Origin of the sequence: Paraburkholderia sp. EG286A (genome assembly GCF_040965375.1) — a bacterium.
Taxonomy (GTDB): domain Bacteria; phylum Pseudomonadota; class Gammaproteobacteria; order Burkholderiales; family Burkholderiaceae; genus Paraburkholderia.
Map to the genome: position 1 here is coordinate 524,956 of NZ_JBFRCB010000004.1, position 12,915 is coordinate 537,870.

General features: G+C 65.7%; 11 protein-coding genes. 6 read left to right on the forward strand and 5 right to left on the reverse strand.

What is annotated here, in order from left to right:
• Window positions 1-18: 18 nt before the first annotated feature.
• Window positions 19-774 carry an SDR family NAD(P)-dependent oxidoreductase gene (locus AB4Y35_RS21310; RefSeq protein ID WP_368705803.1) on the reverse strand — a complete coding sequence of 252 codons (756 nt, stop codon included), beginning with the start codon at window positions 772-774 and terminating at the stop codon, window positions 19-21.
• 159 nt (window positions 775-933) lie between these two features.
• Here AB4Y35_RS21310 and AB4Y35_RS21315 point away from each other — a divergent pair, with 159 nt between their 5' ends.
• The 3 genes from AB4Y35_RS21315 to AB4Y35_RS21325 all read left to right on the forward strand — a co-directional run bounded on the left by AB4Y35_RS21315 (window position 934) and on the right by AB4Y35_RS21325 (window position 4,187).
• Window positions 934-1,815, forward strand: coding sequence for a LysR family transcriptional regulator (locus AB4Y35_RS21315; protein ID WP_368705804.1), 882 nt, complete (start codon window positions 934-936; stop codon window positions 1,813-1,815).
• 225 nt (window positions 1,816-2,040) lie between these two features.
• Window positions 2,041-3,156, forward strand: coding sequence for an alkene reductase (locus AB4Y35_RS21320; RefSeq protein ID WP_368705805.1), 1,116 nt, complete (start codon window positions 2,041-2,043; stop codon window positions 3,154-3,156).
• A gap of 41 nt (window positions 3,157-3,197) precedes the next feature.
• Window positions 3,198-4,187: a zinc-dependent alcohol dehydrogenase family protein gene (locus AB4Y35_RS21325; protein WP_368705806.1), complete on the forward strand. Its 990-nt coding sequence runs from the start codon at window positions 3,198-3,200 to the stop codon at window positions 4,185-4,187.
• A 37-nt stretch (window positions 4,188-4,224) separates the two neighbouring features.
• Here the strand turns inward: AB4Y35_RS21325 and AB4Y35_RS21330 are convergent, their stop codons facing one another.
• Window positions 4,225-4,959: a metallophosphoesterase gene (locus AB4Y35_RS21330; RefSeq protein WP_368705807.1), complete on the reverse strand. Its 735-nt coding sequence runs from the start codon at window positions 4,957-4,959 to the stop codon at window positions 4,225-4,227.
• Window positions 4,960-5,022: 63 nt separating this feature from the next.
• Here AB4Y35_RS21330 and AB4Y35_RS21335 point away from each other — a divergent pair, with 63 nt between their 5' ends.
• Entirely contained in the window at window positions 5,023-5,694 is a 672-nt protein-coding gene (locus AB4Y35_RS21335) for a TetR/AcrR family transcriptional regulator (protein ID WP_368705808.1), read from the forward strand.
• Window positions 5,695-5,792: 98 nt separating this feature from the next.
• The gene (locus AB4Y35_RS21340; protein WP_368705809.1) at window positions 5,793-6,533 is read left to right on the forward strand and encodes an SDR family NAD(P)-dependent oxidoreductase; all 741 of its coding nucleotides are present in this window, start codon (window positions 5,793-5,795) and stop codon (window positions 6,531-6,533) included.
• A 20-nt stretch (window positions 6,534-6,553) separates the two neighbouring features.
• On the opposite strand, the gene AB4Y35_RS21345 is transcribed toward AB4Y35_RS21340, so the two are convergent.
• The 3 genes from AB4Y35_RS21345 to AB4Y35_RS21355 all read right to left on the reverse strand — a co-directional run bounded on the left by AB4Y35_RS21345 (window position 6,554) and on the right by AB4Y35_RS21355 (window position 9,913).
• Complete coding sequence (locus tag AB4Y35_RS21345; RefSeq protein WP_368705810.1) at window positions 6,554-6,868, reverse strand: high-potential iron-sulfur protein; 315 nt, start codon at window positions 6,866-6,868, stop codon at window positions 6,554-6,556.
• Window positions 6,869-6,887: 19 nt separating this feature from the next.
• Window positions 6,888-8,090, reverse strand: a complete 1,203-nt coding sequence (locus AB4Y35_RS21350; RefSeq protein ID WP_368705811.1) for a c-type cytochrome — start codon at window positions 8,088-8,090, stop codon at window positions 6,888-6,890.
• Window positions 8,091-8,185: 95 nt separating this feature from the next.
• Window positions 8,186-9,913, reverse strand: coding sequence for a methanol/ethanol family PQQ-dependent dehydrogenase (locus AB4Y35_RS21355; protein WP_368705812.1), 1,728 nt, complete (start codon window positions 9,911-9,913; stop codon window positions 8,186-8,188).
• A gap of 436 nt (window positions 9,914-10,349) precedes the next feature.
• Between AB4Y35_RS21355 and AB4Y35_RS21360 the strand changes: the two genes are divergently transcribed.
• Window positions 10,350-12,665, forward strand: a complete 2,316-nt coding sequence (locus AB4Y35_RS21360; protein ID WP_368705813.1) for a TonB-dependent receptor — start codon at window positions 10,350-10,352, stop codon at window positions 12,663-12,665.
• Window positions 12,666-12,915 lie beyond the last annotated feature (250 nt).

Sequence of the window (12,915 nt, forward strand, 5' to 3'; positions counted from 1 at the left end):
GCGGCGGCGCAACGAGCACTACGCTGCCGTGCGCCCGCCGTTGACGCGCAGGATTTCGCCCGTCATGAAGCTGGCCGCGCCGGAGCCGACGAAACGGATCGCGTCGGCGATTTCCTCGGGGCTGCCGGCGCGCTTGAGCGGCACGTTCGCGAGCGAGGTCGCCTTGCGCTGCGGGTCGGGCATGAAGCGGTCGAGCATGGCGGTCTGCACGGGGCCGGGCGCCACGGCGTTCACGCGCACGCCGAACGGCGCCGCTTCGAGCGCGGCCGACTTCGTGAGGCCTTCCACGGCATGCTTGCTCGCCACGTACAGCGCGGCGTTGGGTGCGCCGCGCGCGCCCATGGTCGACGAAACGTTGACGATGCTGCCGCTGCCTTGCGCCGTCATGGCGCGCAGTTCGTGCTTCATCGCGAGCAGCGTGCCGAGCACGTTCGCGTCGAACACGGCCGCGTAGTTCTCCGGCGTTTGTTCGGTGACGGGGCCGGACTCGCCTTCGACGCCGGCCGAGTTGACGGCGATATCGATGCGGCCGAAACGTTCGATCGTGCGCTCGATCAGCGCGCGCACGTCGTCTTCCTTGCTCACGTCGGCGTGGATGTATTCGGCTTGCGCGCCGAGTTCGCGGAGTTCGTCGGCCAGGGCGCGGCCGGGCTCGTCGCGGCGGCCGGAAACGACCACGCGCGCCTTGTCGCGAGCGTAAGCGAGAGCGGTGGCGCGGCCGATGCCGGTCAACGCGCCGGTAATCAGAACGACAGGTTGGGTGTCCGTGTTCATGGTGTGGCTCCGTGAAGGTTGTACGAGTCGACTCGGTTGCGGCCTGCGCTTCTTCCTCGACAAGCGTAGTGCCGAACTCTAGAGCGCGCTTGCGCGGCGGAAAAAGACTTTGTAGGCTTGCCGGCATACCTGCGAGGCATGGCGAGACTGGAGCGCGCGATGGAACTGCGGCATCTGCGGTATTTCGTGGCCGTGGCCGAAACCGGCAGCCTGACCGTCGCCGCGCAGCAGCGGCTGTTCACGTCGCAACCGTCGCTGAGCCGCCAGATCCGCGATCTCGAGGACCAGGTGGGTGTGGATCTGTTCATTCGCAGCGCGCGGGGCGTGGAACTGACCACAGCCGGCAAGGCGTTTCTCGACCACGCGCGGCTCGCGCTGACGCAGGTGGACGCCGCCGCCGAGGCCGCGCGCCGCGCGGCGCTGCCCGAGCGCAAGGTGTTCGCGCTGGGCTTCCTCACGGGCGAGGAAATGACCTGGCTGCCGCGCGCGATGAGCGTGCTGCGCGACGAGCTGCCCAATATCGACGTGACCGTATCGAGCTACTACTCGCCGGACGTGGCCGATGCCCTCGCGCGCGGCAAGCTCGATCTCGGCTTCCTGCGCGCCGAGCCCGGCTACGATCTCGAATACCGCGTGGTGAACCGCGAGCGGCTCATCGTGCTGATGCCTGCCGATCATCCGCTCGCGGTGAAGGCCGCCATTTCCCCGCAAGACATTGCCGGCGAGCCGTTCGTCATGGCGTCCAACAAGGCGCGCGTGCTGCACGAGGTGATCGTGGGTTATCTGCAGGCGCAAGGCGTGAACGTGGCCACCGAGCACGGCGTGGACAACCTCGCGATGGCCATGTCGCTCGTGGCTTCCACGCGCGGCGTCGCGCTCATGCCCGAGTATGCGAACAACCTGCTGCCGGGGTCGGTCGTGAGCCGGCCGCTGGAGGGCGAGGCGCCCACGGTCGACCTCGTGGTCGGGTACAACCGCGCCAATGCGTCGCCGACTTTGCAGCTCTTTCTTTCGCGGCTCGACGCGCTCGCACTTCCCTGACCCAGAGGCCGGCGGCGTGCGCGCCAGGCTGGCCATGCCCGGGAGGCATGCCCCCCTTCCCAGAAGGTCTTTTTACTTTGCGTCGCCGCCCGCTAGATTGTCCATCAGACGGCGTCGCGACGAAGCGTGGCTCCAAAAGGACCGTGCGGGATCGGATATCCCCATGCCTGGAGCCGATATCGACAGTTTGCGTGCCGACGACTTTACGACTCTCGAGGAAAGACCATGGCACACCTGTTCACCCCTACCACGCTTGGCGCTTACTCCCTTTCGCATCGCGTCGTTCTGGCGCCCATGACCCGCCTGCGCACGATCCAGCCCGGCGACATTCCGAGCCCGATGATGGCCGACTTCTACGGCCAGCGCGCCTCCGCCGGCGGCCTCGAGATCGTGGAGGGCGTCAGCATTTCCGTGACGGCCCGCTCGTATCTCGGCGCGGCCAGCTTTTATCACGACGGCCAGACCGCGGGCTGGAAAGCGATCGCCGATGCGGTTCACGCCAAGGGCGGCCGCGTCTTCATGCAACTGATCCACGGCGGCCGTCAAAGCCATATCGACATGACGGGTGGCGTTACGCCTGTCGCGCCCTCGGTCGTGCCGTTCGAAGGCGTCGCGTTGACGAAAGACGGTTTTGTGCCGGTCTCGCCCCACCGTGCGCTCGGCATTGGTGAAATTCCCGGCATCGTCGAGGAATTCCGCGTCGCGGCGCAACGCGCGCTCGACGCCGGATTCGATGGCGTCGAGCTGCACGGCGCGAACGGCTATCTCGTCGACCAGTTCATCCAGGACGGCACCAACCAGCGGACCGACGCTTACGGCGGCCCGATCGAAAATCGCGTACGCTTCCTGCGCGAGGTGGTCGAAGCGCTGATTGCGGTGTGGGGCGCCGATCGCGTCGGCGTACGCATCTCGCCGTCGGGCGAATGGGGCGGCATCTCCGACAGCAATCCGGAGGCGACGTTCAGCCATGTCGCCAAGGTGCTCGACGCTTACAGGATCGCCTACCTGCATGTGATCGAGCCGCGCGTCAAAGGTGACGACACGCTTCACGAAGGGCACGCGCCAGTCGCAGCGAAATATCTTCGCGAGCACTTTAGCGGGCCGATCATCGCGGCTGGCGGCTTCGACGGCGAGAGCGCCGAAGCGATCGTGGCGTCGGGCGACGCGGATCTCGTGGCGTTCGGCAGGCATTTCTCGTCAAACCCGGACTTGCCGTATCGTCTGAAGCACAAGCTGCCGCTTACGCCCTATGTGCGCGCAGCATTCTGGGGCGGCGACGAAAAGCACTACTCGGACTTCCCGGTTCATCAGTCGAATTCACAGGCTGTAATGACCGCGTGATGCGCTCATTACGCCCTCATCAATCCAGGCAGGAGTCAGTCATGTCACGCATAGTCAGGTTTGCACAGGCAGGTGGCCCGGAAGTGCTGCAATTCGTGGACGAACCGGTACGCGCCCCCGGCCCCGGTGAAGTGCGCATCGACGTCAAAGCCATTGGTCTGAATCGCGCGGAATCGATGTGGCGCGCCGACCAGTACATCGAGCCCGTGCGCTTTCCGGCAGGACTCGGGTACGAAGCGGCCGGCATGGTCGATGCCGTGGGCGAGGGGGTGGTCGGCCTCGCACCGGGAGACAAGGTCAACGTGATCCCGTCGTTTTCGATGAATCAGTACTTCACGTATGGAGAAAGCATCGTCGTGCCGGACTATGCAGTCGTCAGGCATCCTGAATCGCTTTCGTTCGCCGAGGCCGCGTCGGTGTGGATGATGTTCGTCACCGCATACGGCGCGCTGATCGAAGATGCGAAGGTGGGCGCCGGCGACTATGTCGTCGTGCCGGCCGCGTCGAGCAGCGTCGGCCTCGCCGCGATCCAGATCGCGAACTACGCCGGAGCGACTTCGATCGCGGTCACGCGTCACGCCGCCAAGAAACAGCCATTGCTCGACGCAGGCGCGGCGCACGTGGTCGTGACCGACGAGACGGATCTGCTGGAAGAGATCATGCGCATCACCGGCGGCAAGGGGGCGCGTGTCGTGTTCGATCCGGTCGGCGGCCCGAACTTCGCGAAGCTGATCTCGGCGCTGTCTTTTCAGGGGATCGCGTATCTCTATGGCGCGCTCGACGAACGTGCCACGACGCTGCCGGTGCTGGAGATGATCGCGAAGGTCGTGAGCGTGAAGGCCCACAACATCTGGCTCACCAGCGGCGACGCACAGCGCCGCAAGGCCGCCGTGGAATACGTGCTAAGGGGACTCGAAAGCGGTGCGCTCAAGCCCGTTATCGACCGCACGTTCACGTTCGAGCAGATGGTGGATGCGCACCGCTACCTCGAAACCAATGGGCAGTTCGGCAAGATCGTGGTGACGGTATAGTCCGCCGATACGCGGCGCCCCGCATCGGCAAAAACGATCAGCAATACCCGGTGCGCAGCGCCGCTGCCCAGTCGGGCCGGCCATTGGCGGCGGCGCGTTCGGCGGCCGCGTGCCAGTCGTACTCCACGGCGCGAAACTCCACCTCCCAGCCGCGCGGCGTGCGCGTGACGCTCGCGTAGCGCGCATGCGGCGTCCCCGTTTCCATGCGATGCGCAAACGGATGCGTGTCTTCGTACGCGGGCAGCCCGACACTGCCTGGGTTGACGATGAGGCGGCCGTCGGCGAGCTGCATCGAGCGAGCGAGATGCGTATGGCCGCACAGGATCAACGCCGCCTCGACTTCGGCCGCGCGGCGTCTGACCTCGCCGTGCGTGGCCGTTCGGCATCCGCTGGCCGTGACGGTTTCGAGGAAATAGGAAAGGTCGTCCTGCGGCGTACCGTGCACGAGCAGCACGTCGCTTTCGAGCCATAGCGTGGCAGGCAATGCGCCGACCCACGCCAGCTGTTCTTCACTCAGCGCGCCGCGCACAAAGCGGTCAGACGGCCCCATGCGAGTGCCATCCGCGCCGAGCAGCTGTCTTTCGTGGTTGCCGCGAATCGTGGGCAACCCAAGCTGCATCAAGCGGTCCGCCGTTTGCGACGGATAAAGCGGGCCAGAAAGGATGTCGCCGAGATTGACGATCACGTCCGCGCCTTGCCGCTCGATATCGTCGAGCACCGCTTCGAGAGCGGGCAAATTGCCGTGAATGTCGGAAAGCGCCGCGATTTTCATGGTGCGAACGGAGGCTGGCCGCGAAAGTCGTGAATTGGGCGATTCTGGACGAATCGCCACCCGGTGTCCACGGCCGATCGTTCGTATTTGCATATTGCATGGATTTCGCCGGTTATTGACAGATCAGTCCACAAACTCTATTCTCGCGTCATGGTCAGACCTAGAGAATTCGATCGGGACGAGGCACTGGAGCGCGCGCTGCGCGTGTTCTGGGCGAAAGGCTATGCCTCGACGTCCACCGAGGACTTGCTCGCCGCGATGAATATCGGGCGGCAGAGCCTCTATAACGCGTTCGGCGACAAGCGCAAGCTTTACCTCGAAGCGCTGGAGCGCTATCAAGGCGAAAGCACGGCAGGGCATATCGCGCGCCTGAATGGCAGTGCGTCGCCGCTGGGCGGCATCGAGGCACTGTTACTGGGCCTCGTCGCCGACGACGAGGACGAACGCGCGCTGGGCTGCATGGGCGTGGTGGCCATGAGTGAATTCGGCGCCGCCGACCCGGAACTCGTGGCGCTGCGCAACAAGGTCGCCCCGCGTCTCTCGAAGCGACTCATGGAGCGTATTCGCGAGGGCCAGGCGGCCGGCGAAATCGACACCGGCCTCGACGCGCGCCAGGCCGCCGCTTTTGTGCTGCTGACGATGCAGGGCATCCAGCTCGCGGCGCGCGGCGGCAGCGACGCGAAAAGCCTGCGCGCCCTGGCGCGCTTCGCCATCGACCGCTTCAGGGCGCGCTGATCTGAGCTGAACCGATACGCGTCGAACCGCGCAAGCCGTCTTTGCGCGGTTTATTTTTTCTGTGTTATGGACTGATCTGTCAATAAAAGGAGAGGCAAATGGAAACGACTGTCACACTCGAGGGAAAAACCGCGCTCGTATTCGGCGGTTCGCGGGGCATTGGCGCGGCGGCAGCCCGACGCCTGGCGCAGGAAGGCGCCGATGTCGCGCTGACCTACGTTTCAGCGCCGCAGCGTGCGGCCGAAACCGTTGCCGCTATCGAAGCCGCAGGCCGCGCGGGTCTGGCCATTCACGCCGATAGCGCCGATCCGGCCGCCATCCGGGGCGCCGTTGCGCAGACCGTGGAACGATTCGGAACACTGAACATCGCCGTGATCAACGCGGGCATCCTCATGCTCGGCGACATCGCGACCGTGAGCGTCGAGGACCTCGACCGCATGCTCAGCATCAACGTGCGCGGCGTCTTTCTCTCCATTCAGGCCGCCGCCGCGCAACTGACCGCGGGTGGCCGCATCATCACGATCGGCAGCAACACGGCGGTGCGCAGCGGCCATCCGGGTTCGAGCGTGTACTCGATGACGAAGGCCGCCGTTGCCGTCATGGTGAAGGGGGCGGCCGTGGATCTCGCGAGCCGTGGCATCACGGTGAACAATATCCAGCCGGGGCCGACGGTCACCGACATGACCGCCGAACACATCGAGGCGATCAAGCCGCTCATTCTGCTCAAGCGCGCGGCGGACCCGGACGAGATTGCCGGGCTCGTTGCGTGGCTCGCGCGCAAGGAGTCCGGCTATATGACGGGCTCGAGCCTCACCATCGACGGCGGCATGTCGCTGTGAGCGCGCGTGGTGGCGAGTGTTCAGGCCCGCTGGGCGTAGACGTTGCACCAGCCATCGGCGGTCACCGCCTTGCCGGGGAACATCGGGCACGCGCCTGAAGCGTCGGCGGCCGCGCCAGCATAGAAGCGGCAAGTCGCGCAGCGCTGACCCGCCGCGTACTTCGGAAACTTGCCTGCGTCGACGCTGCTGGCTTTGGCGCGATAGCCCAGCGACTTCGCGGTCGTGTCGTTCTCGTCGACGAGGGCGGGGCCGGCGAGTGCGCGCCCGGCCGTGGCGAGCGCGGCGCAAAGACCGGCAGTATGAAGGATGAAGGTTCTGCGATTGCGGGAGATCATGCGGGTTTCCTGGGTTGGGTTAGTGGCGCGGTCCGGCGTTGAGCGGCGTGGTCGACGATTGCGCGGCCTCGGCAGTGAGCTTTGCGTTGCCCGTGTCATAGCCGTTCGTGTAGAGCAGGAAGGCCATCAGATCGGCGTACTCCTGATCGCTCATCTTCCCCGGGCGGTCGGCCGGCATGTTGGTCGACATGTATTGATAGATGCCGCCGATGGTCAGATGCGAATTCGCGGCCGGGGCGAAGGCCGGGCCGCTCAGCGCGGGCGCGGTGATCCCTTCGAGTTGCGCACCGTGGCATTTCGCACAGGATTCCGAATAAAGATGCTGGCCGTGCTCGACCTGCTCGTGGTCGAACGCGGGCGCGTTGCCGCCAGTCGTTGCGGCGACCTTGATGAAGGCGCCTGGGCCGTGCATGGCGCTGCGCTGATATGAAGTCGTCGTGCGATCGAGTGAGGCGCTCGCGGCGCTTTCCGGCAGCGTCCAGCCGCGCGTGAGTGCGGCGAGACGGCCGTCGTCGTTCATGCGGGCAAGGGCGTCGTCGATGCGCGCTTGCAGCGCACGCATGCCGGCCCCCGATGCGAACACGAGATGCCAGTCGGCATACGGCGAGGCCGTCGCCGCGACCGCGAATTGATGCTGCGGATGCGCGCGCTGGTAAGCCACGACGGCCGGATACCAGACGATCGCGCGCTGTGCGCGTCCTTTCGCGACCGCGTCGACGGTTAGTTCGGAGGTGTTCTCCAGGTCGAAGCGCGCGTTCTTCTCCTGCACGGCGATGAGTTGCGACGGGCTCGACCAGGTCGCCGCGACCGTTTCCTTGCCGTGGGCAGCGGGTGCGGCGGCGCGCGGGTGGCGCAACGTGAGGCTGACATAGCCCGAGCGCAGGTAGCCTTGTGAGAAAATCATCTGCGAGCCCGATGCGTCGGCGACGCTCGAGCGCGGGAAGCCCGCAACGAGGTCGCAGTCGCGGCCCAGCGCGCTGGCGAGTTCGTGCGCCGAGATGCCGTCGTCGCCGCCATCGTCGTCGATGCCGTGGGTGACGAACGTTGCGGCCACGCCGGCGGTTTTCAGCACTGCGCGCGCGACGGCCTGGTCGAGCGCGGCCGTCGGGCTGCCTGGGAGCGTGCAGACACGCACGGCGTTCGCCGCCGCCTGGGCGCTGGTGTGCGCGCCGCCTGCCGCGAGCGCGGCGGCCACGGCGAGCCAGGTGATCCGGATATTCATGATCGTGTGTTCCAGTGAAGTCGGGGCCGCACGCAAGCGCGCGTGGCTTGCACACCTGCGTGCGGCGAAAGGCGAGAGCGTCGTTCAGCCCAGGTTCAGCCCCGGTCCAGTGCGAACACGTAGAGCGTGCCGCCGCGCGGGACATCCTTTGCCACATCGGCCATCGGGCCGCCCCAGATCGGATTTGCGCCGCCGTAGCCCGCCAGCACGGCGACGTACTCCTTGCCGTCGACTTCGAACACGGAAGGCTGCGCGATGATGCCGCTCGCGAGCTGCGGGCTTTCCCAGAGCACCTTGCCGGTGGCGACGTCGAATGCATAGAGATGGCCGTCGAGCGAGCCGCTGAACGCGAGACCGCTGGCCGTGGTCGCCACGCCGCCGTTCCAGGGCATCTTGGTCCAATGGCCCCAGAGCTTCTTGCCGGTGTTCACGTCGATGGCCTGCAGCTCGCCATAGCCTTCGCTGCCCGGTTCAGGCTTGATTTCGAAGCCTTCGCCGAGATAGGGCAGACCTTCCATATAGCTCACCGACTTGCCCGAGAGGCTCATGCACGCGTGAAGTGCGGGCACCACGGCAATGTGCCGCTCCGGATCGTAGGACACCGACCACCAGTTCTTGCCGCCCAGAAAACTCGGGCACGTGTCGATGGTTGTGCCGGCCTTCGGGTATTTCGACGGGTCCTGAACCGGCTTGCCGTCGTCCGTGTAGCCCGTCACCGAACTTGCCTTCACGAACGGCTCCGCGTAGATCAGCTTGCCCGTTTGACGGTCGATGGCGTGGAAGAAGCCGTTGCGGTCGGCGTGGATGATGGCGTCGTAATCCTTGCCCTTGTACTGGATGTTCGCGAGGATCGGCGTGTTGACGCCGTCATAGTCCCACGTGTCGTTGCTCGTGTACTGGTAATGCCATTTGAGCTTGCCGTTCTTCGGGTCGAGCGCGAGCAGTGAATCGGAGTACAGATTGTCTCCAGGACGCAGCGCGGCGAGCCACGGGCCGGGGTTGCCCACGCCCCAGTACAGCGTGCGGCTCGCGGCGTCGTAGGTACCGGTGAGCCACGCGGCGCCGCCGCCATGCGCCTGCATGCCGTCGGGCCAGGTTTCCGCGCCTTTTTCGCCGGAGCCCGGAATGGTGTAGCGCTTCCACACGATCGCGCCGTCGTCGGGGTTCAGCGCGGCGATATAGCCACGAATGCCGTACTCGCCGCCCGAGGTGCCCACGACGATCGAGCCGTCGAGCGCGAGCGGCGCGAGCGAGAACGCATAGCCGAGTCCCGGCTCGAACATCTGCTTCTTCCAGACCACGTCGCCGGTCTTCGCGTCGAGCGCGGCGATTTCGCCGCTGAGCATGGCGATATAGACGTTCTTGCCATAGAGCGCCACGCCGCGGTTCACCACGTCGCAGCACGCGGTCTTGAACGACTCCGCGCCGAGCTTCGGCTCGTATTTCCAGAGTTGTGCGCCGGTCTTCGCATCGAAGGCGTAGACGTTATCTTTCGGCGTGCTGACGAAGAGGTAGTTGCCGTTGACGATCGGCGTCGCCTCGAAGCCCTGCTTCAGCTCGGCGGGAAACTGGTAGCTCCACGCCTGCTTCAGTTCGCCGACGTTCGACGCGTCGATCTGCTTGAGCGGCGAATGCGACTGGCCGTTGTAGCTGCGGTAGTACGTGAGCCAGCCCGGGTCGCTTTGCGCGCGGGTCAGGCGGTCATAGGTCACGGGCGGATAGTCCGAGGCGGCATCCACTGGGCGCGCGTTCAAGGACATCGCCGCTGCGATGGCCATGGCGCAGGTCGCAAGCCGGCTTGCCGCAGCCGAGCGTCTCTTCATCTTCGTCTCCTGAGTATTTGTCGATGCACGCGCGGGAAGCGGTCAGGCTGGATGCGCGGGGATGGGGCCGGTCCGGGTGCGCTGCCGTTCTTGCAAGTCGTATGCCATTGGCCGCGATGCGTTGCGAGGCGGGCGATGCAGCCGGTTGACCGGCTTCCCGGCGAGGTGCCCCGCGTGTGGCCGATGTGTTGCATTCCGATACAGGCCGCGGCGAAGAGTGTTGGCGAACGTGACAGTGGGCCGGTCGCTCCGAAAGGCGCTGCGCGGTATCGCATCGTGCCGATGACAAGCGCGGCATGGCAAAGGGCGCCGCCATACACGCTGGCACGTTCCTGGCTAGATCACGGCAAAGAGGAGACGGTTGTGCGTGCATCGGTCGGCGCTCGACGCTATGGGGTCGAGCTGCACGAGCGGATAAAACAGATGGAGACGAAAGTTGATTCCAGAGAAGGCGGTGGGCGCCAGGCGCGCGTATGCGACGCTCGGCACGAGCCTCGCCCTCGGCGCGCTATGCGCCGGTACATCGACACTGGCCATCGCGCAGGCACAGAGCGCAGCGGATAACAGCGCGACGAGCGAAGCGTCGGGTCCGCTCGTGCTGCCCGCTGTCGTGGTGGTCGGCACGACGCCGCTGCTCGGCATCGGTACGCCGCTCGCGAAGGTGCCGGCCAACGTGCAGACCGTGACCGCGCAGGATCTCGCGACACAGCACCGCGAAACGCTGACCGACTTCTTCGCCGCGAACCTGCCGGGCGTGAGCGTGACCGACGCCCAGGGCAATCCGTTTCAGATGAACCTGAACTATCGCGGCTTCACGGCTTCGCCAGTGCTCGGCACGCCTCAGGGATTGTCGGTGTTCGTCGACGGCGTGCGCGTGAACGAGCCGTTTGGCGACGTGGTGAACTGGGACCTGATACCGGCCGGCGCGATCGACAAGATCCAGCTCATTCCAGGCTCGAATCCTGTCTACGGCCTCAACACGCTGGGCGGTGCCATCGCGATCACCACGAAGAACGGGCGCACGAGCCCCGGCGGCGACATCGATCTCTCGGGCGGCTCATGGGGGCGCAAGAGCGCGCAGTTCGAGCAGGGCGGCACGCTCGGGCCGCACGTCGACTATTACGCGAACGCGAACGTCACGAACGACAACGGCTGGGCCGACCACAACGCGAGCCGCGTGCGCCAGGGATTCGGCAAGCTGCGCTATACCGACGACGACACCACGCTCTCGATCTCGGGCGGCGGCGCGGACAACCAGCTGTACGGCAGCCAGACCATTCCGCGCTCGTTTCTGGACAACCCGAAACAGGCCTATACGTTTCCGGACCTGAACCGCAACAGCGTGGGCTACCTCACGCTCTCGGGCGAACACTTCTTCAACGACAACGTGGAGCTGAGCGGCAACGCCTACTATCGCCATCTGCGCAACGAGAACGTGAGCAGCAACAACAACACGGACTACGGCTCGATCGACGCAAACGGCAACGTCGACACGCTGGAGGGCAGCAACGTCGATTCCATCGTGACGACGGACAGCTTCGGCGCGAGCCTGCAGCTGACACTGCTCGGCAAGCTGGGCGGCATCGGCAGCCAGCTCGTTGCGGGCGTGGCGGCGGACTTTGCGAACTCGCGCTACGTGTCGTCTTCGCAGGACGCCACGTTCACGCCCGATCGCGCGACAGTCGGCATCGGCGATTTCGTGCAGCAGACCGATGCCAAAACGCGCAACGCGAACTATGGCATCTACCTGAACGAAACGCTCGCGCTCACGCCGCAATGGACTCTCACGCTGTCGGGCCGCTACGACTGGGCGAGTGCGCGCATCGCAGACGAAAGCGGCGTGCAGCCGCTGCTCGACGGCTATCACACATTCTCGCGCTTCAATCCGGCCGTGGGGCTCAACTGGAATCCGCTGCCCGCCGTCACCGTCTACGCGACCTACAACGAAGGCATGCGCGCGCCCACCGCTATCGAGCTTGCGTGCGCGGACCCGGCCGCGCCGTGCTCGCTGCCGAACGACTTCGTGGCCGATCCGGCGCTGCAGCCCGTGGTATCGAAGACCTTCGAGGCCGGTGCACGCGGCCGTATCGGCGCGCAGACCACGTGGAGCGCCGCCGCGTTCAGCACCACGCTCTCCAACGACATCGAGTTCGTGAACGCGGCGGGCAGCACCCAGGGCTATTTCCAGAACGTCGGCAAGACGCGCCGCCAGGGTGTCGAGCTGGCGGGTCACACGGCGTTCGGCGCCATTGGCATCAGCCTGAACTACAGCTATGTGGACGCGACCTACCGCTCGACATGGACCGAACAAAGCTCCGCGAATTCTTCGGCGGATGCGAACGGCGTCATCACGGTGCGGCCGGGCGACCACGTGCCCGGCATTCCGGCACATGCCGTCAAGCTGCGGCTCGACTACGCGGCCACGGCGCAATGGAGCATCGGCACGAACATCACGTGGCGCAGCGGCGTGTATGCGCAAGGCGATGAAAACAATCAGGATGCCAATGGAAAGATCGCGGGCTATGTGCTCGTGGATCTCGACACGCGCTATCGCGTCACGAAACGGCTGGAGGTCTACGCGAACGTGACGAACCTGTTCGACAGGCGCTATGCGAGCTTCGGCGTGCTGGGCCAGAACTTCTTCAACGGGCCCGGCCACACGTTCGACGGCGCGAATCCGGTGAACGAGCAATTCGTCGGACCAGGCGCGCCGCGCGGTTTCTGGGTGGGCCTCCATTACGCCTGGGATTGAACTCAGGGGCCGAGCGTACGCATCGGGGTGAGTCCGCATTCCTCCACGCGGGCCATTTAAGGTAATACACAGGCTGGCGAATCGCGTGGCACGTGTTTCGATCGACGCACGCTGCCTTGCATACGGTTCGCTTACACAGCGTGTTGCGCGTCGCGCGCGCGTTCGGCGCAAACCGGCTGGCTGGAATCGATGGCCGGATGGCCCGGAGCTTGCTATTAGAGGACACCGAGAAGTACCGAAGTGTCCGGCA